This window comes from Rosettibacter firmus (assembly GCF_036860695.1).
Lineage (GTDB): Bacteria > Bacteroidota > Ignavibacteria > Ignavibacteriales > Melioribacteraceae > Rosettibacter > Rosettibacter firmus.
On the sequence record NZ_JAYKGJ010000002.1, the window covers coordinates 343,521 to 368,426 of the forward strand.

Consider the following 24,906-nt stretch of genomic DNA (forward strand, 5'->3'; position numbering starts at 1 on the left):
GTTGTTCTTAAGTTTCCTGTATATGAAAAATTTATTTCTTCTGATTTTTTTTATTCTATTTTGTGGTATCCTTTATCTTTATGAAACTGATGCTGATTATTATCAACGAATTAACAAACAGGATACCTTTCATTATATTAATGGAATTCTTAAATCGGAATTTAATAAAGTTGATCATATTGCAAATTACAATATTGATGTCGAACTTATTCCATCAAAACATTTAATAATCGCAAAAGAAGAAATTCAATGGATTAATAAAACCAATGTCCCCACCAATGAAATTCATTTTCATTTTTATGCTAATGCGTATAAAAGTAATAAAACTTTGTTCGCAAAAGCTTTTCAATTAAGTGATGAAAATAGAACCGAAATTCAAATAAAAAATTTCAAAATTGATGGGAAACCAAACCAATTAATTTATTTCCAGCCAGAAATTAAAAATCCACACGATAGTACTGTTGCAAAAGTAATTTTAGATAGAATTGTTTATCCATACGATACTGTAAAAATATATTTTGAGTATTCATTGAAAATTCCAGTATCAGTAAAAAGATTTGGTAGAGCTGCAAACAGAAATTTTTACTTCATATCTCAATGGTTTCCTAAAGTTGGTGTTTTTGAAAATGGTAAGTGGATATGCAGTCAATATCATCCATATCTTAATTTTTATTCTGATTTTGGTAATTATAATGTGAATATTAAAGTTCCTTCTAATTATGTTGTTGCTTCAACAGGAACAATAAAAGAAAAAATTTCAGATAAAAACTTTTCTACTTATAAAATAACTCAAGCAGGTGTACACGATTTCGTCTGGATGGCTACAGACAAAATTTTGTTTGTAAAAGATTTTTATTCTCGTAAAGATGGATCGATTATAACTATTAATGCTTTTGTTCAACCAGAAAATGAAAGATATGTAAAAAGATATATTAAGTGTGTGAAGAATTGTCTTGAGTATTTTGAAAATTATATTGGAATTTATCCTTACCAGAACATTTCACTAATAGATGTTCCACACTCAAGTGCTTCTGGTGGAATGGAATATCCAACTTTATTTACTGTAAATGTTGGATTGTTTTCACCAGTAAAAACAGGTTCTCCTGAATATCTTGTAACACACGAATTTGCACATCAATATTTTTATGGTTTAATTGCTAATAACGAAGTTTATGAAGCCTGGCTTGATGAAGGTTTTGCTTCTTATTTATCAACAAAAATAATGTATAAGTATTATCCAGATATTCTCGAAAATTTTAAAATACTCAAATATATTCCTGTTTATGGATTGAATTTTCTATCACTTTATGATATTCCCTTAATTTATACTGTAGCCGATATTCCAGTTACAGAAGGTGTAACAAGTATTAAAAATTATTATCAAAACCTTAATGTTGGTTCTATCTCAGATACTTCATACAAACTTCCATCCAGACTTTCGTACATTGTCAATTCTTATGATAAACCTGAATTAATGTTGCTTTCGCTTGAAAGATATATTGGATTTGATAAAATGATGTTGGTACTTCGTAATTATTATGAAAAGTATAAATATAAACATCCAAAAGCACAGAATTTTATTGATGAAGTTAATTCAATACAAAATGAAGATATGAGCTGGTTCTGGGAGAATATATTATATAATTCAAGAGTTTTTGATTATCAAATATCCTGGATTAAAAAAATATCTACTAATAAATATCAAATATTAGTCGAAAGATTAGGTGATGGAATTTTTAAATGTGATATAGCACTCTATACAGATAAGGATACACTTTATCAAAAATGGGATGGAAAAGAAAAGTGGAAAATTTTTGAGTTCACTACTATAAATAAAGTTATTGCTGCAGAAATAGATCCGCTTCGTAAAAATATGCTGGATATAAATTTTGCAAATAATTCATATACATTAGAACCAAGATATGCTGCATCGATATCAATAGCTCTACGCTGGTTCTTCTGGGTTCAAAATGCATTAATGATTCTTGGAAGTATAGGATGATATCAAATATCAGGGAAATATTAAATAATTCAATAAGAACAGTATTTTATAATGTAAAATTTGTTATACTATTCTGGTTTACAAATTCAGTTTTTGCATTGGTATTAAGTATTCCCATTTATAATTTATTACTCAATAGTCTAAAATATTCTCTATTAAGTGATGAACTTAGCTCTGGCTTTAATTACTTCTGGTATTTGCAATTTAGACATCTATATAAAATTCCTTTAGATCAAATCCCATGGGCTATTTATACAGTTGCAGGTATTTATACTATAATTCAAACTTTTTATCTTGGGGGACTTATATCTATCTTCAATCAGTTTAAAAAAAATCATTATGTAGATTTTTTCTATGGTGGTGTAAAATACTTTTTTAGATTCTTCAAAGTACTTTTGATTTCACTAATTTTTTACATCGTTGCTTTTTTTATAAATGATTTATTTGGTGATGCTATCAATCTTATTTTTTCAAATACAGAATTTATTAAGACTGAATTTTTTATCCGCTTTTTGAGATATGTTTTATTATTATTTTTTATTGGAATAATTACATTAATTTCTGATTATACAAAAGTATCATTAGCTCTTAAAGATAAAACAAAGGTAATTAAAGAAATTATTTCCACGACCGTGTTTATTAAAAATAATTTTACTCTAATTTTTTATGTTTTTCTACTTATTGCAATATTTTCAGCAATTGGCTCTCTAATGTATAATTTAATTGTAATAGAAATTCCCAGAACACCATACTACTTTTTAATACTTTCCTTTATTATTCAACAAATGTTAATTATTTTTCGACTATTAATTCGAATGTTATTCTGCTCGAGCGAAGTAATCATTTATAAAGACCTCGCTGCAGATATTGTGACTACAGAAGAATAGAAAGGAATTATGATGGCTATTTTACCTATAACAATTTATGGTAATAAAATATTACGACAGAAAACCAGACCGGTTAATGCTGTATCTGATGAATTAATAAAAAAAATTAAAGATATGTTCGACACTATGAGAAATGCTAATGGAATTGGTTTAGCAGCAAATCAGGTAGGATTCAATGATTCATTGTTTATTGTGGATCTTAAAGGTGTCGATGGCTATGAAAAATTCAAGCCGGTAGTAATGATAAATCCTGTAATAGTTCTTCAATCAGAAGAAACTGAAATTATGGAAGAAGGATGCTTGAGTCTACCAAATTTAAGAGCAGATGTCGAACGACCAAAACATGTCAAAGTGCGATTTGTTGATCCAGACGAAAATGAAGTTGAACTTGAAGCAGATGATTTATTTGCCCGTGTTATATTACATGAATACGATCATCTAATTGGAAAACTTATTCCAGACAGAGTTAATGATGAAATTAAGAAAAAACTTCAAGAAGAATTAAAAAAGATTAAAAGAAGAGAAATAAAAATTGACTATCCTATCGTTGAAGATTAATATTATTTTGAGTGGAGCATAAATTGAAAATTGTTTTTATGGGTTCTCCAGAATTTGCTATCCCTTCATTAGAAAAATTATTAAACACAAAACATTCTATTGAATTAGTTGTTACAGCACCAGACAAAGAACGTGGCAGAGGAAAAAAAGTACTACCTACACCAGTAAAAGAATTTGCAATTGCAAAAGGTTTAAATGTTTTATCACCTGCTTCTTTGAAAGATGAAAATTTTATTCATCAATTAAAAGAAATAAATGCTGATTTATTCATAGTTGTGGCTTTTAGAATTTTACCAAAGGAAATTTATACACTACCTTCTAAAGGAGCTTTCAATCTTCATGCATCTTTATTACCAAAATATCGGGGAGCTGCACCAATTCAATGGGCATTAATAAATGGAGAAAAAGAAACTGGTGTAACAACATTTTTTATTGAAGAAAAAGTTGATACAGGTAATATAATTCTACAAGAAAAAATTGAAATCAATGATGATGATGATTATGGAAGTTTACACAATAAATTAATGATAATTGGAGCAGATGCAGTAATAAAAACTCTGGAACTTATCGAAAAAGGGAATTATCAATTAATAAAGCAGGATGAATCATTATCTACTCCAGCTCCTAAAATAACAAAGGAGATTTGTAAAATTGATTGGTCAAAGAGTGCGATAGAAATTCATAATCTTGTTAGAGGATTATCTCCTTCTCCATGTGCTTTTTTTGAAAGAAATGGTAAAATCTTCAAAGTATTTAAAACAAAAGTTGTTGATAATCTAAATTTAGAGCAGGGAAAAATTTATCAAACAAAAAATGAAATTTTTATTGGAACATCTAAAGGTACAATTCAAATTTTAGAACTTCAGATGGAAGGAAGAAAAAGAATGAGAGCAGATGAATTCTTAAGAGGATATAATCTTAATTAAAAAAATTAATGAGTTTTTTATTCTGAAATAATTAACAAAATCAAAATAAATAAGAGTAAATAATGAGAAATTTTTGTTATGACAATATTCTTGATGCAATTGGAAGAACTCCAATCGTCAAATTAGGAAACATTTCTAAAGGATTAAAAGCAAAAATATATGCAAAGCTTGAATTTATGAATCCTGGAGGAAGCATTAAAGATAGAATTGCAAAATATATGATTGAAAAAGCAGAACGAGAGGGAAAGATTAAACCAGGTGATACAATAATTGAAAATTCATCTGGTAATACTGCAATGGGACTTGCAATTGTATGCAGACAGAAAGGTTATAAATTAAAAATTGTAATTCGTGATACAACAAGTAAAGAAAAAATAAAGATGCTTGAAATACTTGGTGTTGATGTTATAAAAGTTGATGCATCTTTACCACCAGAACATCCTGAATCTTATAATAATTATGCTTATAATTTAGCTAAGAACGATCCTACAATTTATTATATTGATCAACATAACAATCTTGATAATAACGAAGCTCACTATATGACTACAGGTCCAGAAATCTGGGAACAGATGGAAGGAAAAGTAGATTATTTAATTGGTGCAATTGGTACTGGAGGAACAATTACAGGTGCAGGAAAATTCTTAAAAGAAAAAAATCCAGATATAAAAGTAATTGGTATTGATCCAGTTGGTTCTATCTTTTATGAATATTTTAAGAATAAACGACTTATTAAACCATCCCGTTATTTAATTGAAGGAATGGGTGATGAATTTTTAATCAAAACAGCTCAACTCGATTTACTGGATGATATGTATCAGATTGATGATAAAAAAGCAATTGGGTGGACAAAAAAATTAGCTTATGAAGAGGGCATAATTGCTGGAGGTTCTTCTGGTGCAAATGTTTGGGGTGCAGTAAAACTTGCCAAAGAAATCGATAGAGAAGCAAATATAGTAACAATTATAAACGATAGTGGCTATAAATATTTTTCAACTATTTATAATGATGATTGGTTAAGAGAAAATAATCTTTGTTAACTACTTTTGTTAACTACCTAATTATAATATTTCATCCCTTTAACTAATAAATAGTTTTCCAGAATTCTTTTCTTTAATTTTCGTTTAGAAAATTTGGAGGATTTATGGCAAATAATGCCAGAAATAATAAGTATGACGAATCTAAGTATTCTATGGATACCCATTTAATTTATGGAAAGTATATTACTGATAAATGGGATTATACGCACCACGTTACAGCTCCAATTTCTTCTTCCACAACATTCCGTCTGGATTCTGTTGAAAGAGGTGCAGAAGGTTTTATGAGATTTGCTCATACTCAGGAGTTTGGTGATAAAGCTCCTATTTTTATTTATGATCGACTTGGCGAACCAAACAAAGATATGCTCGAAGAAAATTTAGCTTATGTTGAAAAAGGTGAAATGGCTGTAAGTTTTGCTAGTGGTATGGGAGCAATTTCAGCTGTGCTTGGTATTCTAACAAAATCTGGCGATGAAATTATTACTCATAATACTCTCTATGGCTGTACCTTATCTCTTTTGAGTAACTGGTATCCTCGCTACAATATAAAATGGATACCTATAGATTTAACTGTAGCTCAGAATTTATATAATTTTATTACACCCAAAACCAGAGTAGTTTATTTTGAAACCCCTTCCAATCCAAACCTTGAATTGATTGACATTGAACAGGTAAGAAAAATAGTTGACGACGTAAACAATACTCGTTCCGAAGAAAACAAAATTCATATTGTAATTGATAACACATTTGCAACTCCTTTCTGCCAGCGTCCAATTGAGTTTGGAGCTGATTTTGTAGTTCATTCTCTTACTAAAGGGATTGGTGGATTTGGTACCGATATGGGAGGAATTGTTATTGGAAAAAAGAAGTATCAGGATTTACTTTATTTATATCGCAAAGATTTTGGTGGAGTGCTAAATCCCAAAAGTGCGTGGTCAATATTAACTTATGGATTACCTACTTTGCCGATTCGTCTAAAACAACAAATTAATACTGCAACAAAAATTGCTGAATATCTTAATTCTCATCCTAAAATTGCATTTGTTAACTATCCAGGATTACCAAATTTCAAGTTTTATGAACTTGCTAAAAAACAAATGAGAGATTTTAATGGCAAATTTGCTCCAGGTAGTTTAATCTACTTTGTTATTAAAGGGAATACAGCAATTGAAAGTAAAGAAAATGGAAGAAAGTTTATGGATTATGCAGCAGATTTTGCTTATACAATGACTCTGGCAGTAAGTCTTGGTCATACTCGAACTCTTATTGAACATCCTGCATCGATGACACATTCAGTTGTTCCTCCTGATGAACTTGAAGATAGAGGAATTGATCCAGGAGGAATTAGATTGGCTATTGGTCTTGAAAATCCTGATGATATAATTTATGACCTGGAAAAATGTCTTGAAATAATTTAGCATTAAATCCAGTACTTTTGCTGATTATTAAAAATGATAAAGATTATTCAGAGTAACTTATTTAAAAAATTTCCAGAAATTATTTTTGGATTCTCTACAAAAATAGGATTAAACAGAAAAGAACCTTATTATTTTAATATGTCTTTTTCTGTTGGAGATAAAATAGAAAACGTAAAAGAAAATAGAGAGAAATTTTTTAAAGAACTTGGAATTGATTCATCCAGCATTGCATATCAGAAACAAATACATAGTGATATAATTAAAATTGTAAACCACAGTGGCTACGCAGGTATTAGTGATGCAATGATTACAACTAAACCTAATATTGGATTAATTGTTTCGTCTGCAGATTGTGTTACTATTTTTATTTACGATGTAAAGAATCATATAATATCTGCAATTCATTCTGGCTGGCAGGGGACATACAAAAAAATTTTAGAAAAGACTTTGCACTTATTATTTAATGAATTTAATTCCAGACCAGAAAATTTATATGTTTATATTGGACCTGCAATATCACAAAAAAATTATGAAGTTAAGAAAGATGTTGCTTCTCTTTTTGATGAAAAATATTTGAAATTTGATCACGATAAAATTTATTTAGATCTTAAAACAGCTAATGTAGATATGCTAATTAAAAATGGAATTCCTGAAACACAGATCGAAATTTCTGAATTATGCACTTTTGAGGAAAAAGATTTATTACATTCATATCGTCGTGATGGAAAAATTTCTGGTAGAGCATTAGGCTTAATTGCAATGAGGGAGATTTAATGTTTTCAGAAAATTTGAAAATAATTCTTGGCTATATTTTAATTTGTTTAATCTGGGGTTCAACTTGGCTTGCTATTCGTATTGGACTTGATTCATTAACTCCAATTTTTTCTGCAGGTATAAGATTTATTTTAGCATCTATTTATATCTATATTTTGATGAGAATTCAACATATAAAACTTCAGAAGGATAAGCTTTCATTAAAATTATATTTTATTCTTGCATTCTTTTCATTTTCAATTCCTTTTGGTTTGGTTTATTGGGCTGAACAATTTATACCATCTGGATTGGCTTCGATTTTATTTGCAACACTCCCTTTTGGTGTAATCATTTTTTCATTTTTAGCTTTTCCAAATTATAAAATATCTTATCATCAATTAATAGGTGTTATTTTAGGTTTTATTGGTATCATAATTATCTTTTCTGAAAATCTTTTAATTGATATAGAAGGATATTTCTGGGGAATACTTGCTGTTTTGTTAAGTTCTTTTATGCAAGCATCAATTGCTGTTATAATTAAAAAACATGGAGAGCATTTAAATCCATTATCAATGAATTTTTTACCACTTCTTATTTCAGGTTTTATTATGATTTTAATGGGAGCTCTATTAGAAAATTCATCTACCTGGAAATTTGATTATAAAGCAATTGGTTCTATACTTTTTCTATCTTTTTTTGGAACGGTTATTACTTTTACTACTTATTACTGGCTTCTAAAAAGGATGAATGTAGTAATTCTTTCTTTATCATCATTTATTACTCCTATTGTTGCAGTAATTTTAGGTGGTTTAGTTTTAAATGAAAAATTAACTGAATATACAATTCTTGGTAGTTCATTAGTGCTAATAGGAATATTATTTGCTAATTTTAGAGGGTTAATAAAATATTTTGAAGCAAAAAAAATTTTGTAAATATGATAAATGTAATTAGAATAAAAAATGCAAGTTTTTATGCATATCATGGTGCATTAAAAGAAGAACAAAATATTGGCGGCAGATTTGAAGCTGATGTAGATATTTACACGGATTTTTCTAAGGCAGCAGAAAAAGATGATTTGAGATTAACAATTAATTACGATGAAGTATATAAATTCATTAAAGAAATAGTTCATCAAAAAAAATTATATTTAATAGAAACACTTGCAACAACAATTGCAAATGAATTACTTAATCGCTATCCTGCAATTCAGAAAATTGCCGTCAGAGTACGAAAACATAATGTACCTGTCGGAGGTGTTCTGGATTATGTAGAAGCGGAGGTAATTAAAGAAAATGGTGAATAACATTTTCCTTGGTCTTGGCTCAAATAAAGGTGATCGTTTATATTATCTTCGAGCCGCTGTTAAAAAAATTAATGGTTTTGAAAGCTGTAAAGTACTTGCTGCTTCTTCAATTTATGAATCTACTCCTTATGGTAATTTGAATCAAGAAAATTTTTATAATGCAGTAATTGAAATTGATACAGGTCTTGGTGTGATTGGATTATTTAAATTTCTGAAAAATATTGAAAAGGAATTGGGCAGAAAAGAAACTTCAGAAAAATGGGGACCAAGAGAAATTGATATTGATATTCTTTTCCTGAATACTTTAATTTATGAAACAGATGATTTAATTATTCCACATCCCGAAGTGTATAAAAGAGATTTTGCATTGATACCATTAATAGAAATTGCACCAGATTTTATTCCACCAGGTCAAAAGAAAAAAATACGTGAATTTGATTTATCAAATATCGAAAAACATATAATTGGAAAATTAGATTACTCACTAATTTAATAATAACAGTGAAAGAACTAAGATACATTGCAATTGAAGGAGTAATTGGTGCCGGGAAGACAAGTCTTGCAAAAAAACTTTCCGAAAAAATAGGTGCCAATCTAATTCTCGAAGAATTTCAGGAAAATCCTTTTCTCGAAAAATTTTACGAAGACCGTCGCAAATATGCATTTCAAACTCAGATCTTTTTTCTCATCAGTCGTTATAAACAACTCCAATTATTGAATCAACAGGATTTGTTTAGTAAATATATTGTTTCTGATTACATTTTTGATAAAGATAAAATATTTGCATATCTAAATCTTTCGGGAGAGGAATTAAAACTTTATGATGCAATCTTTCCATTGCTCGAAAGAGATATTCCCAAACCAGATTTAGTTATTTATTTACAGGCAAGTATCGATAGATTAATGCATAACATAAAACTTCGTGCACGTTCATTCGAAAAAAATCTTACAAGAGCTTATCTTGTTGAACTTTCTGAAGCTTATAATGACTTTTTCTTCAAGTATAATGATACTCCGTTATTAATTGTTAATACTACTGAAATTGATTTTATTAATCGTCAGGAAGATTTTGATGAACTTTATAATCAAATCTTTCGAGACGATAGAGGCTTTATTGAATATTTTAATCCAGAGGTGAGGAAATAAGGATGATTCGTTTGTTAATCTGGTTTCTGTTGTTATTTATAATTTATAAAACTTATAGACTGGTTAAAAAAGCATTAGCAACAGTCGATAAATCTGAAAATAGTATTCGTAAGAAAAGAAATAACTCAAAATACCAGATTAAAGATGAAGATATAATTGAAGCTAAATTCGAAGATATAATTCCTAAAGATAATTCAAAGAAGTAATGTCCCATCAAAATATTTTATCAAAAGTTATTATAAATCTTCTTAAAAAATATTTTTCAGTTAAAGAGAAAACGGAATATTCACTGAACAATCCTGAAAGATTTTTGATAATACGTCAGCATAATCAATTTGGAGATATGCTTGCAAGTGTTCCATTGTTCAGAGCTATAAAAGAGAAATATCCGAATTCAAAAATTACTTTGATTGCAAGTCCCGAAAATTATTATGCTATTACAAAGAATAAATATATAGATGAGCTATTCATATTTAATAAAAAGAAGTTTTTCAATTTTGTCTATTTAAAAAAATTGAAGCAAGTATTAAGAAAAAAATATGATGTAGCAATTGTGCCAGCTACTGTTGCAATTTCTAAAACAAGCTGCATATTGGCTGCACTGTCAAATTCAGAAATTAAAATTGGTCCAGAATCTTTGAATGGTCAAAAAAATGATATTTCATTTTTGTTTCATTACAGAATTGAACTTAACTGGAAAAAGAATCCAGATGCTCATGTTTCAGATTTTATAATGGATATAGTTCGTCCATTTGGTTTATCAACCAAAAATTTTAGTTCATCTATAGAATATGATCAAGAAGATGAGAAAGCTGCAGAAGAATTTATTAATTCAATTAATTTAGCGAAAGATGATTATTTAGTTGGATTTCATGTTGGAGCTGGAAAACCTCAAAATAGATGGTCATTAGAAAAGTATATTAATCTGATTATGAAATTAAAAGAACATTATAAAATAAAAATATACTTTACTGGAAGTTCATCAGATAAAGATGAGATTGACTATATGAAAAAGAATTTAAACTTTCAGGCTGCTTATTTTATTAATCAACCAATTTCTACACTGGCAGCTTTAATTTCTAAAAGTGATTTATTTATAACTAACGACACAGGTGTAATGCATGTTGCAGGCACAACAAAAACTCCACAAATTTCTTTATTTGGTCCCACAAATCCATATAATTGGGCTCCAATAGGAGAAGAAAAATATTTCATCAGAAAATCTGAATTAATTTCTGATATTACTGAAGATGAAGTATTTAATTTATGTTGTTCAATATTTGAAAAACATAAGAAGAACTGATTATGAACGGGAAAAATTTAGCTGCTATAGATTTAGGTACTAATTCGTTTCATTTAATAATTGTCAAAATAAAAAATAATGGTGGATTTGAAATTATTGATAGAGAGAAAGAAGTTATAAGATTAGGAGAAGGAAGTGCTGGTGATATAAAATTAATTCTTCCAGATGCTATCGAACGTGCATTAAGCTGTCTAAAAAGATTTAAGGGAATAGCCGAAGCACATAATGCAAAAATTCGAGCTGTTGCTACCAGTGCTGTAAGAGAAGCACACAACAAAAATGATTTCATTCAAAAAGTATATAATGAAACTGGAATTAATGTGGAAGTGGTTAGTGGTTTTGAAGAAGCGAGATTAATTTATCTTGGAGTTTTAAAAGCTCTACCTATTTATAATAAAAAAGCATTGATTATTGATATTGGTGGTGGTAGTACAGAATTTTTAATAGGGAAAAAAGGAAATCCAATTTATTCGGTAAGTCTTAAAATTGGTGCAGTAAGATTATCACAAAAATTTTTCCCTGATTATATTATTACAAAATCAAGACTTGAAGAATGTAGGAGATGGGTCGAAGGAGAAATTTTTCCAATAGTAGAACATATAAAGAAAGAAGGATTTGAAATTTCTGTTGGCTCTTCTGGAACAATTATGTCTACTGGACAAATGATTAATGCAATAAAAAAGGGCACAACAAACTCAATCACACCATTGAATAATTTTGTTTTTAATAAAAAAGAATTAGAAAAAATTTCTGAAGAGATACTTAAAAGAAAAACACCAGGTGATCGTAAAAAAATTCCTGCAATGGACGAGAAGAGAGCGGATATAATTCCAGCTGGAATAATAATATTACAAACAATTTTTGATTTACTTGATATTAATGAGATGACAATTTCTAACTATGCTTTAAGAGAAGGTATTGTTATCGATACTCTACAGAAACATGCTTCTGAAATTAATAAACCAGTACTTTCGGATATTAGAAAAGAATCAATTTTCCATTTAGCTGAAAAATGTAATTACGATAAAAAGCATTCTGAACATGTAGCAAAATTATCACTACAGATTTATGATGATTTAATCAACCTTCATAAGCTTGATACTGAATATCGAGAACTTCTAGAAGCAGCAGCAATTCTTCACGATGTTGGCTATAATATCTCTTATGCAAATCATCATCATCATAGTTATTATCTTATAAAAAATAGTGAGTTACTTGGATTTAACGAAAATGAAATTGATATCATTGCTCATACTGCAAGATATCATCGAAAAAGTCATCCAAAACCATCTCATTCTGAATTTGAAGAATTATCAGATAAAACAAAACAGGTAATAAAAAAATTATCATCTATTTTAAGAATTGCTGATTCACTTGATAGAACTCATAAGCAGATAATTAAATCAATAAAGTCAGAGTTAAAGGGGAATTCTGTTATTATAAAAATTGAGCACGATAAAAATATAATGCCCGATATTGAATTATGGAATTTGGAAAGAAGAAAAGGATTGTTCGAAGAAGTTTTTAAAAAGAAAATTAAAGTCGAATTATAATTTGTTTTTGATCTTTGAATAACTAAATGTTTTCATAACAAATTTACTTTTGTATTCAGATTTTATTTTGCATAATAGATAACCACTTACTTATATTTGAAAAAATAAATTTCGAGAATTTCCAGATAATGAGACCTACTGTTTATATTAAAGACTTATCCAAACATAACGGGGAAGAAGTAACACTTAAAGGTTGGCTCTATAATAAAAGATCGAGTGGTAAAATTAAATTTTTAATTTTACGTGATGGTTCAGGATATGTTCAATGTGTTGTTGTGAAGAATAATGTTAGCGATGAAGTTTTTGAAATAGCCGACAAAATAACTCAAGAATCTTCATTTGAAGTTAAAGGAAAAGTAAGAGCTGAAAGTAGAGCTATTGGTGGTTACGAACTTGATGTAACAGACCTTAAGTTAATTTCACTTTCCCATGATTATCCAATTACACCTAAAGAGCATGGTATCGAATTCTTAATGGATAACCGACATCTCTGGGTGCGATCAAAAAAACAGGTTGCAATTCTTAAGATTCGTCATAGAATTGTAAAAGCAATTCGCGATTTTTTTGATTCTCATGGATTCACTTTATTCGATCCACCAATAATTACACCGAATGCTTGCGAAGGTACATCAACACTTTTTGAAATGGATTATTTTGATCTGGGTAAAGCTTATTTAACTCAATCAGGTCAATTGTATGCAGAAAGTGGTGCAATGGCTCTCGGAAAAGTATATTCGTTTGGTCCAACTTTTCGTGCAGAAAAATCAAAAACAAGAAGACATCTTACAGAATTCTGGATGGTTGAACCAGAAATGGCTTTTTATGATTTGAATGATAATATGGATTTAGCAGAAGAATTTCTCGAATATGTTGTTCAAACTGTTCTTGAAGATAAAAAAGAAGAATTAAAAGAACTTGAAAGAGATACATCTAAACTTGAAAAAGTAGTTCGCCCATTTCCAAGAATTACATACGATGAAGCAGTAGAAATATTAAGAAAAAATGGTGTTGATTTTCAATGGGGTAACGATTTTGGTGGTGCAGATGAAACAATAATTTCGGAACAATTTGATAGACCTGTAATGGTACATCATTATCCTGCAGAAGTTAAAGCTTTTTATATGAAACGCGATCCCGAAAATCCTAAACTTGCTCTTGCAGTCGATGTGCTGGCTCCAGAAGGTTATGGTGAAATAATTGGTGGTAGTCAACGTGAAGATGATCTGAATCTTTTAATCGAAAGAATTAAAGAACATAACTTACCTCAACAATATTTTGAATGGTATCTTGATTTAAGAAGATATGGTTCAGTTCCTCACTCAGGCTTTGGACTCGGTCTTGAAAGAACAGTAAGCTGGATTTGTGGATTGGAACATTTGAGAGAAGCAATCCCATTCCCTAGAATGATTTACAGGAATACACCTTAATATGAGTTTAGAAATTATTCTTTTTATAATCCTTTCTTTAATTTCTGCAATATCATCTATAATGATGATTACAAGGAAAAATGCAGTTATAAGTGCTCTTTTTCTTATTCTTAATTTCTTTGCTCTTGCAGGTCTTTATTTACTATTGAATGCACAATTTATAGCAGTGGTTCAGATTATAGTGTACGCAGGAGCAATTATGGTTTTATTTTTGTTTGTAATTATGCTTCTCAGAACAGACAATGAATCGACAATCTTTAGTGGTAATAAAGTTTTAAAATATTTATCAGTTGCTATAGGTGCACTGGTATTTTTTCAAATTGCGTTTTTAATTTTCTATGGTAGACCATCAAAAAATTTGAATCTACAAGAAGATGTAGCTAATAAAATTGGAACCATTCAATCTATTGGTGAAAAATTGTACACAGATTATATCATCCCATTTGAAGTTGCTGGATTTTTATTACTGGCAGCTACAATTGGGGCAATAATTCTTGCTAAGAAAAAATTTGAATAAAGGATTTTTAAAACTATGTCGTCAATACCAATTGAATATTATCTAATACTCAGTGCATTTATGTTTATAGTAGGTGTAACAGGTGTGTTAATCAGAAGGAATGCAATAGTTGTTTTTATGTGTATAGAATTAATGTTAAACTCAGCAAATCTGGCACTGGTAACTTTTTCGTCATACATTGGAAATCCAATAGGTCAGGTATTTGTATTTTTTGTTATGACTGTAGCTGCTGCCGAAGCAGCAGTTGGTTTAGCCATTATTATTGCAATTTTTAGAAATAAACTTACTGTTAACATTGACGAAATAAATATTTTTAAGTGGTAATTAAGAATGATTAATTATATCTATTTAGCTATAATTCTACCTTTAGCTGGTTTTTTAATTAATGGTCTATTTGGTAGAAAAATTAAAAGTGAATTAATAATTGGATTAATTGGAAGTTTAACAGTAGGATTTTCATTTATAATTTCTTTGCTGGCATTTGTAGAAACTATATCACTTCCAGTAAATCAAAGATCAAATGTAGTTGAATTATTTACCTGGCTTTCTGTTGCTGGATTAAATATAAAATTTGGTTATCTCGTTGATCAGCTTTCGCTAACTATGTCTTTAATAGTTACTGGAGTTGGATTTTTAATTCATGTTTATTCAATTGGATATATGCATGGTGATAAAGGTTTCTGGAAATTTTTTGCATACTTAAATTTATTCATCTTTGCAATGATGAATTTAGTATTAGGAGATAATTTTGTTGTTTTGTTTTTAGGATGGGAAGGCGTTGGTCTTTGTTCATATTTATTAATTGGATTCTGGTACGATAAGAAATTTGAAAAAAGTACTACAGCAGATGCAGCTAAGAAAGCTTTTATAGTCAATAGAATTGGTGATTTTGGTTTCTTACTTGGAATGTTTTTGATTTATTATACATTTGATTCACTTAATTTCAATGAAGTATTTTCTAAAGCTCAAACACTTTCAATAAGTGAAGCTACTTATAGTTTTATTGCATTATTTTTATTTATTGGAGCCACTGGAAAATCTGCACAAATTCCTTTGTATGTCTGGTTACCAGATGCAATGGCAGGTCCAACACCAGTCTCTGCTTTAATTCATGCAGCAACAATGGTTACTGCTGGTGTTTACATGGTTTCGAGAGCTTCTATATTATTTGCTTCTGCACCAGTAGTAATGTTGATAGTCGCCATAATAGGAGTATTCACAGCTTTATTTGCAGCAACAATTGGTCTTGTTCAAAACGATATTAAAAAGATTTTAGCTTATTCAACAATAAGCCAACTTGGTTATATGTTTTTGGCTGCAGGTGTGGGAGCTTTTAGTGCATCTATTTTTCATGTTATGACTCATGCTTTTTTCAAAGCTCTTCTTTTTTTAGGTGCTGGTTCTGTAATTCATAGCATGCACGAAGAACAAAATATTCAAAATTATGGTGGCCTTAAAAAGTATATGCCAAAAACTTATTTGACATTTTTAATTGCCGCACTTGCTATTTCAGGTTTTCCAGGTTTATCAGGATTTTTTAGCAAAGATGAAATTTTATGGTATTCGTTTATAAATGGTGGATTTGTTTTATGGTTGGTTGGTGCTTTTACTGCTATGCTAACTGCATTTTATATTTTTAGATTATTTTCTCTTACATTTCTTGGTCAAGAAAGATTTGATCATCATAAAATTCATCCACACGAATCGCCATCTGTTATGACAATTCCATTAATTATACTTGCAGTTTTATCTGTTATTGGTGGTTATGTTGGAATCCCTGAAGTATTTTCTGGTGAAAATGGAAATTTATTCGAAAGCTGGCTGGCTCCAATTTATGAGCCTGCAGAAAGATTATTATTAATGCATTCAGAAACTTATTCTCATACACTGGAAATTATTTTAATGTTTGTGTCTGTAGTACTTGCTTTAAGTGCAATCTATTTTGCTATTCATGTTTATACAAAGAATAGAACAATAGCAGAAAACTTATCAAACAATTTTAAAAAGCTTTATAATCTATTATTAAATAAATACTATGTAGATGAAATTTATGATGCAGCAATTGTAAATCCAATTAAAATAGGTTCAGAAAAAGTTTTATGGAAATTTACTGATGCATTTATAATTGATGGAATAGTAAATGGCGTTGCCAGAATTATTGGATTAGTTTCTGGATTTATTAGAAAAATTCAAACTGGAGTTGCTCAATTTTATGCTCTTGTAATCGTTGCAGGCATTGCATTAATTCTTTTCTGGGTAATATTGAGTATTAATTAAATGTATTTATTCATAAATTTTTGAACATTAAAATTATATGCAGGAAAATTTAATTCTTACATATTTACTTCTTATTCCAATCATTGGAAGTTTAATTGTTCTTTTTTTATCAGAAGAACAAAAAAAAATTATAAGGTGGTTTGGATTAATAATTTCAACTATTGCCTTCTTGATTTCTTTATATGCTTATTTTCAATATAATTCTTCAGACTCCCAATTTCAGTTAGTCCATAAGATTTTGTGGATAAAGAGTTTAAATATTAGCTATCATGTTGGTGTAGATGGTATTTCTTTAATCTTAATTTTACTTACAACTTTTATTACACCATTAACACTTCTCTCTACATGGAAAGCTATTGATAAAAATGTTAAGATGTTTACTTTCTCAATGTTATTACTCGAAGCTGGAATGCTCGGCGTATTTATGTCTTTGGATGTTTTTCTATTTTATATTTTCTGGGAAGCAATGTTAATACCAATGTATTTTATAATAGGAATATGGGGTGGCGAAAGAAGAATATATGCATCAATAAAATTTTTCTTATACACAATGTTTGGAAGTTTATTGATGCTTGTAGCAATTATTTGGTTAGCTGTATATGCATCAAATCAATCAGGATCGTTTACAACTAATTTATTGGATTTATATAAAATTGGTCCTACAATACCTTTTGAAATTCAAAAATGGATGTTTCTTGCTTTCTTTCTAAGTTTTGCAATAAAAGTTCCAGTATTTCCTTTTCATACCTGGTTACCTGATGCACATGTTGAAGCACCTACAGCTGGTTCTGTTATATTAGCAGGTGTGTTATTAAAAATGGGGACTTATGGATTAATTCGTTTTTGTCTTCCTCTTTTTCCTCAATCATCTGTCCATTATGCATCGATTATTTCTATTCTTGCAATCATTGGAATTATCTATGGAGCATTGGTTTCGATGGTTCAACCTGATATGAAAAAACTTGTTGCTTATTCGTCGGTTTCACATCTTGGTTTTGTAGTGCTTGGAATTTTTGCTATGACTATTGAATCGATGCAGGGTGCAATAATTCAAATGATAAATCATGGCTTATCCACTGGAGCTTTATTCCTTTTAGTTGGTGTTTTGTACGAAAGAACTCATCATCGTGAAATTGAATACTATGGTGGTATTGCTAAAATAGTTCCACTGTATTCAACAATACTTATGATTGTTTTATTATCATCAATTGGATTACCTGGATTGAATGGATTTGTTGGTGAGTTTTTAATTCTGCTTGGCTCATTTAAATCAAATGTTCTTAACAGCTGGTGGTATACTGTTTTTGCAGCATCAGGAGTTATTTTTGCTGCTGTTTATTTATTATGGATGTATCAGAGAGTTGTTTTTGGTGAAATAAAAAATCTTAATCTTAAAAATGAACTTACTGATATGAATAATCGAGAATTACTGATTCTAATTCCTATTTTAATATTTATTGTGTGGATTGGAATTTATCCAACAACTTTTTTGAAATTAACTGAAGTTTCTGCACAATCAATTTTGCAGAATGTAAGCAATAATACTTTTTATTTTTTGAAATAAATTTTGAAATGAGTTAATATGCCAGCAAGTATTTCTGAATATTCAATGATAATGCCTTTTATAATTATAGGCATTTTAATTTTACTATCAATAGTTATAGAAATTAGTTCAAAGAAAAGTGAAATAATCATTCCCTGGTTATCGATATTAACTTTTTTCATAATTGCTCTTTATTCTTTATTAAATATAAATCAAAATGAAATACTATTTAATGGAATGCTCGAAGTAGGTGGCAAAGCTGCTATTTTTAATTTTATTTTCAACTTAGGGGCTTTACTGGTTACAATTAATTCTATTGATTATATAAAAAAATATGGTTCATATTATGGTGAATATTATATATTGATTCAATCTTCTGTTTTAGGTATGATGATAATGGCTGGTGCTGGCGATTTAATTATGATTTTTTTGGGTCTGGAATTAATGTCGATATGCTTCTATGTTCTTGCTGGAATTAATAGAAAAAAATTATTTGCTAACGAAGCATCTATGAAATATTTCTTGCTTGGTGCATTTGCAACTGGATTTATTGTTTATGGAATTGCTTTAATTTATGGTATTAGTGGTACAACAAATTTATCGAGTATAATGACAAATTTTTCTTCACTTATTTCCAATATAATTTTTATTACAGGCTTCGTTCTATTTTTAGTTGGATTTAGTTTTAAGATTGCAGCTGTACCTTTTCATATGTGGGTTCCAGATGTTTATCAGGGTTCTGCTACAACAGTAACAGGATTGATGTCAACTATTGGAAAAAGTGCTGCATTTAGTGTTTTAATTCTATCTCTTACAGCAATTATTGCTTTTAAGACACCAAATAATTTCCGTAATTATTTTGCTGTAATATCAACTCTTTCGATGCTTGCTGGAAGTATTATTGCAATATCTCAAAACAATCTCAAAAGAATGTTAGCATATTCTTCGATTGCACATGCTGGTTATATGTCAATAGGTCTGGCAGCTGGAAATATTACCAGTATTGCTGGAATTATTTTCTACCTTGCTGCTTATACTTTTATTAATCTTGGTGCTTTTGGAATTATTTCGATTGTTGAAGGAGAAGATGATTCAAGAACAGATCTGGATTCATTTACTGGATTGAATTCTAAAAATCCATTACTTGCTGCATTAATGTCTTTATTTATGTTTGCTTTAGCAGGAATTCCTCCATTAGCTGGATTTTTTGGGAAGTATTATGTTTTTGTTGGTGCTATAGAAAGTGGATTAACCTGGTTAGCAATTATTGGAGTCCTTGCAAGTGTAATAAGTGTTTATTTTTATTTGCGTGTAGTTGTTCTCATGTATTTTAAAGAACCTGCCCATAATTTTAATATAACCTTATCACCATACAGTTTAGCTTCAGTAATTATTTGTAGTGTGCTTGTAATAATATTCGGTTTAGTTCCAGATTTATTAATGAATTTAATAACTTCGGTTGTTTATTAATTTATTCATGTTTAATAAAATTTTTTCTTAACTTACTTTTAGTATTTAGTTCTGCTTTTTAAAAAAGCTTTAATTAAAAGTTTATAAACAAAAAATGATACCATTATATACATCAAAACAAGTTCGCGAAGCAGATAATTATGCTATAAATGTTCTGGGAATTCCGAGTATTGTATTAATGGAAAATGCTGCACGAAGTATATTTAGTGCTATAATTGAAAACGGAAATGAATTTATTAATAATAAAACAATCGGGATTGTTTGTGGAAAAGGGAATAATGGTGGAGATGGATTTGCAGTTGCAAGACATTTTATAATTAATGGATTTAATGTTTATGTTATTTCACTTGGCTCAGAAGAAGAATTAAAAGGAGATGCATTAATTAATTTCAGAATCACAAAAAATTTATTGAATGAATATCCTCAATTAAAGTTAATAATATATCAGAACATTAAAGATTTATTGATACTTGATAATTGTGAAATTATTATAGATGCAATGCTTGGAACTGGAAGTCGTGGTAGTTTATCAGAACCATATAAAGAAATTGTAGAATATTTGAATGAGTTGAATGCTTTTCGTGTTGCTGTAGATTTACCAACAGGTTTGGATTTAGAAACTTCAACCGGTGAAATTATTTTTAATGCTGACTTAACTGTAACACTATCTGAATTTAAAACTGGTTTGTTCTATGGAAAAGGATATACTCATTGTGGGAAAATTGTAAAAGGTTCAATAGGAATTGGAGAAGAATATTATCAAAAATTAAAAGTGAATGATTACCTCATTGAACCTGAAGATGCTTATAATGGATTACCAGTAAAAGATTTAGATATACACAAATATTCAGCTGGAAAAGTTTTAGTTATTGCTGGTTCATCAAAGTTGCCGGGGGCATCTTTTTTTACAACAAATACTGTAATGAAAGCTGGTGCAGGTTCTTGCTTTTTAGCATTTCCCCATTCAATTAAAATACTTGCTCAACAAAGAATTGAATCTGCTATTGTTGAAGCTTATGATGATAAAGAATCAGGATTTATTAATTCAGAAAATATTAAAGAAATAAGTGATAGAATTGAATGGGCAGATGTTATTGCAATTGGTCCTGGACTGGGAAGAGAAATTGAAACACAAAATGCAGTTAAAGATATACTAAGGACTTATAAATCAAAAAAATTTGTAATTGATGCCGATGCGATTTATGCATTAAGAAATGAAGAGTATAAAAAAATTAATCTAAAAGGGAAAATATTAACACCACATCATAAAGAATTTGCAGATTTAATTGGAATAGAAATTAGTGAATTGGAAAGCAATCTTTTATCGATAGGAAGAAATTTCTCTCAAGAAAATAATTGTTATTTAGTATTAAAAGGAGCTCCTACTATTGTATTTAATCCAGAAGGAGAAGCATTTATAAATTCAGCAGGCAATCCTGGCTTGGCAAAATTTGGTTCGGGAGATGTTTTAACAGGTATTATTGCAGCATTTCAGGCTCAAAGTAATAATGAAGAAAGTTTAATAAGTGCTATCTACATTCATAGTCTTGCTGCAGATCTTTTACTTAATGAAAAAAGTGAATTTGGTTTTACATCTAATGATTTAATGGAAAAAATTCCTTATGCAATTAAATTCATTATCAACTCGTTTATATAAAATTTTTCAAACTAATCCATTAGTTTATGTTTATTTACCGTTAGTAATTTATTGGATTTTTTTATTTTTCCTAACAACACTGCCTCTTGATGCTGTGCCTAAAATTTTTAATTCACAAGATAAAATTGAACATTTTTTTGCTTATTTATTTTTAGCTTTTTTGTTAGCATTTAGTTTGCATTTTCAAAAAAGGTCAATTATTGTTTCTAAGAATTATTTTTGGTTCTCCATTCTTTTATTAATTGCATATGCAACAATAGATGAGATGCATCAAATTTTTGTACCTGGACGATTTTGTGATGTATACGATTGGATTTCTGATGTACTTGGTGGAGTAATAGGTATTCTATTTTCCAATATGATAATTAAAATGAACATTAATGAAAATAAAATCGAAAATTAATGAAACATAATTAACTCAATAAGTGCAAAATTTTACGAATTCATTGACAATTCTTTCCCTATTTCTTAAGTTAGCAACGCAAAAATGGGGAATAAGGAGGATTAAGTGGCTTTAAAGAAAAATCCTAAAGTTGATTTGAGAAGAAAATACCAGAGAGTATTTGAAACCAGTTTGATTATTTCTCTGGCATTGATGATAGTTGCCTTTAAATATTTTCCACAATTTCAGAAGGAAAAAGTGAAAGTTGAGGCAGCACAAGAATTAGTAAATGTTGAAGATGTTGTAAATACTAAACAGGAAAGTGCACCTCCTCCGCCACCAAAACCACCAATACCTATCGAAGCTCCATCTGAAGATGTTTTGGAAGATGTAGAAATTGGAACAACAGAACTTGATGTAAATGAGCAGGTAGCAGCTCCACCTCCACCACCAAAACAAGAAACTAAAGAAGAGGAAGAAGAAGCCGTATTCTTTGTTGCTGTTGAAGAACAACCCGAACCAATTGGTGGAATTGAAGCTATTCAGCAAAAAATTGTTTATCCCGAAATTGCAAAACGAGCAGGGGTTCAAGGTAGAGTTTTTATAAAAGCATTTGTAAATGAAAATGGAGATGTTGTTAAAGCAGAAGTAATTAAAGGTATTGGCGCAGGATGCGACGAGGCTGCAGTTCAGGCTGTTATGCAAACAAAGTTTAAGCCGGGACGACAAAGAGGTAAACCTGTCAAAGTTCAGGTCTCTATACCTATAGTATTTAAACTTCAATAGTAAATAAGGGCGCTATTTTGCGCCTTTATTTTATCTGGTATTTTCTACCAACTTATATACCACATAATTCCAGTAAACTTTATATCTTTTGATTGATTTTTTATAAATGTTCGGTTTTTAACTTGCTAATTGAAATTAATAATCTGAAATTTTCTTATAACACTAATAATGGTTTTGCTCTAAAGATTGATTATTGGAAAGTCCAGCAAGGAAATTTTACAATTCTCCTTGGCCCAAATGGAAGTGGAAAATCTACGTTATTGAAAATCCTAACCAGAATCCTTGATTATAATTCCGGTAATATTAAATTCAAAAATAAAGAGATTACTGCATATAAAAAGAAAGAATATGCAAAACTTGTAGCTTATGTCCCTCAATCATTAATTACAATTTTCCCTTATTCTGTTTATGAAATTGTTATGATGGGAAGAACCCCGTATCTAAATATCCTCGGCTTTGAAAATAGTCTGGATAAAAAAATTGTTAATGAAACTCTCGAATTATTAGAAATTACTCATTTGAGAAAAAAGGGGATTAATGAAATTTCTGGTGGTGAACTACAAAGAGTAATTATAGCTAAAGCTTTAGCACAAAACCCTGAAATAATTTTGCTTGATGAACCTAATGCACACCTTGATATTGAACATCAAATTACAATTTTTAACCTGTTGAATAAACTTAAGAAAGAAAAAAATTTAACAATTTTAGCAGTATCTCACGATTTAAATCTTGCAGGAGTTTATGCTGATGATATTTCGTTTATGGTTAATGGTGAAATTATATTGAGTGGTGATAAAAATTTAGTTTTTACAGAAGAAAACATAAAAAGTATTTTTCATGTTGATGCAAAAATATTTAGCTCCGATAATAATGTTCTTAATGTCCTTATTGATCCAACTGCAAAAGAGTTTATAAATTGAAAAAGAAAAATAATACATCAAACTTCTTTGCTCTAAGTTTATTTTTAAACTGCATCCATTTTATGAGCTTATCTTTAATAAAGTATTATTTCAATAATCTACCAATATATTTATATAAACTTAATTATATAGGGAATGTATTGAATATTATTTTTGCAAGTTTACTTTTGCTGGGTTTGGTTACACTTAAAATAAAAAATGAAAATATAAGTGTAGCCAGAAAAAATTTTATCATTTTTTTATTGATTGTTGCTATCATTCTTTTAGTTCTGGTTTTTCTTTCTGTAAAGTATTTTAAGTATGATAATAATGCTTATCTATTTGGTTTTGAAATTAAAAAAGTTTACACAGGATTATTCTTTATATTAAGTGAATTACTGGTGCTATATCTGATAGTTTATATCTGGGGTTTGATTTTTTTGTTTGACAAGTTACATGAATTAAGAACTTTGTATAGAACAGTATTTTTTGTATTAATCATAATAACTTTTTCAATTTTTTATGTATGGAATCTAAAAGAATATAGAGAGAAAAAATTTATAACTGAACGTTATGATTATGCACTAATTCCAGGTGCGGCGGTATGGAAGAAAGAAAAACCCAGTCCAATCTTCGAAGCACGTATTCGTAAAGCTTTTGAATTGTATCAGGAAAAGAAGATAAGTAAAATTATTTTAACTGGAAGTAATGCTCCTGGCGAATTATCAGAAGCAGAAACTGCCTTCAAATATCTGGTAAGACTTGGAGTTAAAGTTGATGATATGATAATAGAAAATAAAACATCTACAACTACTGAACAGGTAAGATATTTAAAGAGTATTAGCAATCAACTGGATAATAAAAAAATATTAATTATATCAGATAGTTTTCATTTACCTCGATTAATGGAAATGTGTAAATTTTTTGATCTTGAAGCTTCAGCAATAGCATCAAATTATAGATTATCTTTTTCAAAAACAGTTTATTATAGATTGCGTGAAAGTATTGCATTGCTTTTATTCTGGTTATTTGCTATTTAATTATAAAATGTTATATATC

At 29.0% G+C, this 24,906-nt stretch carries 25 protein-coding genes; all 25 read left to right on the forward strand.

Annotation, left to right across the window (positions count from 1 at the left end; all coding sequences use genetic code 11):
* Window positions 1-22: 22 nt before the first annotated feature.
* Window positions 23-2,002 carry a M1 family metallopeptidase gene (locus VJY38_RS08365; protein WP_353680238.1) on the forward strand — a complete coding sequence of 660 codons (1,980 nt, stop codon included), beginning with the start codon at window positions 23-25 and terminating at the stop codon, window positions 2,000-2,002.
* Window positions 1,999-2,889, forward strand: a complete 891-nt coding sequence (locus VJY38_RS08370; RefSeq protein ID WP_353680239.1) for a hypothetical protein — start codon at window positions 1,999-2,001, stop codon at window positions 2,887-2,889. The genes VJY38_RS08365 and VJY38_RS08370 overlap by 4 nt, the downstream gene beginning before the upstream one ends.
* 9 nt (window positions 2,890-2,898) lie before the next feature.
* Complete coding sequence (gene def, locus VJY38_RS08375) at window positions 2,899-3,447, forward strand: peptide deformylase (RefSeq protein WP_353680240.1); 549 nt, start codon at window positions 2,899-2,901, stop codon at window positions 3,445-3,447.
* 23 nt (window positions 3,448-3,470) lie between these two features.
* A complete protein-coding gene (gene fmt, locus VJY38_RS08380) occupies window positions 3,471-4,373 on the forward strand; it encodes a methionyl-tRNA formyltransferase (RefSeq protein WP_353680241.1) in 903 nt (300 codons plus the stop codon).
* Between the two features lie 62 nt (window positions 4,374-4,435).
* Window positions 4,436-5,413, forward strand: a complete 978-nt coding sequence (locus VJY38_RS08385; RefSeq protein ID WP_353680242.1) for a PLP-dependent cysteine synthase family protein — start codon at window positions 4,436-4,438, stop codon at window positions 5,411-5,413.
* A gap of 104 nt (window positions 5,414-5,517) precedes the next feature.
* The gene (locus VJY38_RS08390) at window positions 5,518-6,831 is read left to right on the forward strand and encodes a trans-sulfuration enzyme family protein (protein WP_353680243.1); all 1,314 of its coding nucleotides are present in this window, start codon (window positions 5,518-5,520) and stop codon (window positions 6,829-6,831) included.
* 33 nt (window positions 6,832-6,864) lie between these two features.
* The gene (gene pgeF, locus VJY38_RS08395) at window positions 6,865-7,605 is read left to right on the forward strand and encodes a peptidoglycan editing factor PgeF (RefSeq protein ID WP_353680244.1); all 741 of its coding nucleotides are present in this window, start codon (window positions 6,865-6,867) and stop codon (window positions 7,603-7,605) included.
* Window positions 7,605-8,516: a DMT family transporter gene (locus VJY38_RS08400; RefSeq protein WP_353680245.1), complete on the forward strand. Its 912-nt coding sequence runs from the start codon at window positions 7,605-7,607 to the stop codon at window positions 8,514-8,516. Before pgeF ends, VJY38_RS08400 begins: the two co-directional genes overlap by 1 nt.
* Before the next feature lie 2 nt (window positions 8,517-8,518).
* A complete protein-coding gene (folB, locus tag VJY38_RS08405) occupies window positions 8,519-8,887 on the forward strand; it encodes a dihydroneopterin aldolase (protein ID WP_353680246.1) in 369 nt (122 codons plus the stop codon).
* Window positions 8,877-9,380 carry a 2-amino-4-hydroxy-6-hydroxymethyldihydropteridine diphosphokinase gene (gene folK / locus VJY38_RS08410; protein WP_353680247.1) on the forward strand — a complete coding sequence of 168 codons (504 nt, stop codon included), beginning with the start codon at window positions 8,877-8,879 and terminating at the stop codon, window positions 9,378-9,380. The genes folB and folK overlap by 11 nt, the downstream gene beginning before the upstream one ends.
* Window positions 9,381-9,388: 8 nt before the next feature.
* Entirely contained in the window at window positions 9,389-10,033 is a 645-nt protein-coding gene (locus tag VJY38_RS08415) for a deoxynucleoside kinase (RefSeq protein WP_353680248.1), read from the forward strand.
* Between the two features lie 2 nt (window positions 10,034-10,035).
* Window positions 10,036-10,239 carry a hypothetical protein gene (locus VJY38_RS08420; protein ID WP_353680249.1) on the forward strand — a complete coding sequence of 68 codons (204 nt, stop codon included), beginning with the start codon at window positions 10,036-10,038 and terminating at the stop codon, window positions 10,237-10,239.
* Complete coding sequence (locus VJY38_RS08425; protein WP_353680250.1) at window positions 10,239-11,336, forward strand: glycosyltransferase family 9 protein; 1,098 nt, start codon at window positions 10,239-10,241, stop codon at window positions 11,334-11,336. Before VJY38_RS08420 ends, VJY38_RS08425 begins: the two co-directional genes overlap by 1 nt.
* Window positions 11,337-11,338: 2 nt before the next feature.
* A complete protein-coding gene (locus VJY38_RS08430; protein WP_353680251.1) occupies window positions 11,339-12,889 on the forward strand; it encodes a Ppx/GppA phosphatase family protein in 1,551 nt (516 codons plus the stop codon).
* 128 nt (window positions 12,890-13,017) lie between these two features.
* Complete coding sequence (gene asnS / locus VJY38_RS08435; protein WP_353680252.1) at window positions 13,018-14,316, forward strand: asparagine--tRNA ligase; 1,299 nt, start codon at window positions 13,018-13,020, stop codon at window positions 14,314-14,316.
* Window position 14,317: 1 nt separating this feature from the next.
* Window positions 14,318-14,833 (forward strand): NADH-quinone oxidoreductase subunit J family protein, encoded by a 516-nt coding sequence (locus tag VJY38_RS08440; protein WP_353680253.1) that lies wholly within the window; start codon window positions 14,318-14,320, stop codon window positions 14,831-14,833.
* A gap of 15 nt (window positions 14,834-14,848) precedes the next feature.
* Window positions 14,849-15,157: an NADH-quinone oxidoreductase subunit NuoK gene (gene nuoK, locus VJY38_RS08445; RefSeq protein ID WP_353680254.1), complete on the forward strand. Its 309-nt coding sequence runs from the start codon at window positions 14,849-14,851 to the stop codon at window positions 15,155-15,157.
* A 6-nt stretch (window positions 15,158-15,163) separates the two neighbouring features.
* A complete protein-coding gene (nuoL, locus tag VJY38_RS08450) occupies window positions 15,164-17,110 on the forward strand; it encodes an NADH-quinone oxidoreductase subunit L (protein ID WP_353680255.1) in 1,947 nt (648 codons plus the stop codon).
* 37 nt (window positions 17,111-17,147) lie between these two features.
* Complete coding sequence (locus tag VJY38_RS08455; RefSeq protein WP_353680256.1) at window positions 17,148-18,674, forward strand: NADH-quinone oxidoreductase subunit M; 1,527 nt, start codon at window positions 17,148-17,150, stop codon at window positions 18,672-18,674.
* An 18-nt stretch (window positions 18,675-18,692) separates the two neighbouring features.
* A complete protein-coding gene (locus tag VJY38_RS08460; RefSeq protein WP_353680257.1) occupies window positions 18,693-20,123 on the forward strand; it encodes an NADH-quinone oxidoreductase subunit N in 1,431 nt (476 codons plus the stop codon).
* Window positions 20,124-20,217: 94 nt separating this feature from the next.
* Window positions 20,218-21,780, forward strand: coding sequence for an NAD(P)H-hydrate dehydratase (locus VJY38_RS08465; protein WP_353680258.1), 1,563 nt, complete (start codon window positions 20,218-20,220; stop codon window positions 21,778-21,780).
* Window positions 21,746-22,183: a VanZ family protein gene (locus VJY38_RS08470; RefSeq protein WP_353680259.1), complete on the forward strand. Its 438-nt coding sequence runs from the start codon at window positions 21,746-21,748 to the stop codon at window positions 22,181-22,183. Before VJY38_RS08465 ends, VJY38_RS08470 begins: the two co-directional genes overlap by 35 nt.
* A 105-nt stretch (window positions 22,184-22,288) precedes the next feature.
* Window positions 22,289-22,948, forward strand: a complete 660-nt coding sequence (locus VJY38_RS08475) for an energy transducer TonB (RefSeq protein ID WP_353680260.1) — start codon at window positions 22,289-22,291, stop codon at window positions 22,946-22,948.
* A 122-nt stretch (window positions 22,949-23,070) separates the two neighbouring features.
* On the forward strand, window positions 23,071-23,868 hold the full coding sequence (locus VJY38_RS08480; protein WP_353680261.1) for an ABC transporter ATP-binding protein: 798 nt from the start codon (window positions 23,071-23,073) through the stop codon (window positions 23,866-23,868).
* Between the two features lie 140 nt (window positions 23,869-24,008).
* Entirely contained in the window at window positions 24,009-24,887 is an 879-nt protein-coding gene (locus VJY38_RS08485; protein WP_353680262.1) for a YdcF family protein, read from the forward strand.
* Window positions 24,888-24,906: the final 19 nt, after the last annotated feature.

What these genes read in the sequence shown, in the direction of transcription:
- VJY38_RS08365 (WP_353680238.1), top strand. Translation starts at nt 23, where the DNA reads ATGAAAAATTTATTTCTTCTGATTTTTTTTATTCTATTTTGTGGTATC.
- VJY38_RS08370 (WP_353680239.1), top strand. Translation starts at nt 1,999, where the DNA reads ATGATATCAAATATCAGGGAAATATTAAATAATTCAATAAGAACAGTA.
- def (WP_353680240.1), top strand. Translation starts at nt 2,899, where the DNA reads ATGATGGCTATTTTACCTATAACAATTTATGGTAATAAAATATTACGA.
- VJY38_RS08385 (WP_353680242.1), top strand. Translation starts at nt 4,436, where the DNA reads ATGAGAAATTTTTGTTATGACAATATTCTTGATGCAATTGGAAGAACT.
- VJY38_RS08390 (WP_353680243.1), top strand. Translation starts at nt 5,518, where the DNA reads ATGGCAAATAATGCCAGAAATAATAAGTATGACGAATCTAAGTATTCT.
- pgeF (WP_353680244.1), top strand. Translation starts at nt 6,865, where the DNA reads ATGATAAAGATTATTCAGAGTAACTTATTTAAAAAATTTCCAGAAATT.
- VJY38_RS08400 (WP_353680245.1), top strand. Translation starts at nt 7,605, where the DNA reads ATGTTTTCAGAAAATTTGAAAATAATTCTTGGCTATATTTTAATTTGT.
- folB (WP_353680246.1), top strand. Translation starts at nt 8,519, where the DNA reads ATGATAAATGTAATTAGAATAAAAAATGCAAGTTTTTATGCATATCAT.
- folK (WP_353680247.1), top strand. Translation starts at nt 8,877, where the DNA reads ATGGTGAATAACATTTTCCTTGGTCTTGGCTCAAATAAAGGTGATCGT.
- VJY38_RS08420 (WP_353680249.1), top strand. Translation starts at nt 10,036, where the DNA reads ATGATTCGTTTGTTAATCTGGTTTCTGTTGTTATTTATAATTTATAAA.
- VJY38_RS08425 (WP_353680250.1), top strand. Translation starts at nt 10,239, where the DNA reads ATGTCCCATCAAAATATTTTATCAAAAGTTATTATAAATCTTCTTAAA.
- VJY38_RS08430 (WP_353680251.1), top strand. Translation starts at nt 11,339, where the DNA reads ATGAACGGGAAAAATTTAGCTGCTATAGATTTAGGTACTAATTCGTTT.
- asnS (WP_353680252.1), top strand. Translation starts at nt 13,018, where the DNA reads ATGAGACCTACTGTTTATATTAAAGACTTATCCAAACATAACGGGGAA.
- VJY38_RS08440 (WP_353680253.1), top strand. Translation starts at nt 14,318, where the DNA reads ATGAGTTTAGAAATTATTCTTTTTATAATCCTTTCTTTAATTTCTGCA.
- nuoK (WP_353680254.1), top strand. Translation starts at nt 14,849, where the DNA reads ATGTCGTCAATACCAATTGAATATTATCTAATACTCAGTGCATTTATG.
- nuoL (WP_353680255.1), top strand. Translation starts at nt 15,164, where the DNA reads ATGATTAATTATATCTATTTAGCTATAATTCTACCTTTAGCTGGTTTT.
- VJY38_RS08455 (WP_353680256.1), top strand. Translation starts at nt 17,148, where the DNA reads ATGCAGGAAAATTTAATTCTTACATATTTACTTCTTATTCCAATCATT.
- VJY38_RS08460 (WP_353680257.1), top strand. Translation starts at nt 18,693, where the DNA reads ATGCCAGCAAGTATTTCTGAATATTCAATGATAATGCCTTTTATAATT.
- VJY38_RS08465 (WP_353680258.1), top strand. Translation starts at nt 20,218, where the DNA reads ATGATACCATTATATACATCAAAACAAGTTCGCGAAGCAGATAATTAT.
- VJY38_RS08470 (WP_353680259.1), top strand. Translation starts at nt 21,746, where the DNA reads ATGCAATTAAATTCATTATCAACTCGTTTATATAAAATTTTTCAAACT.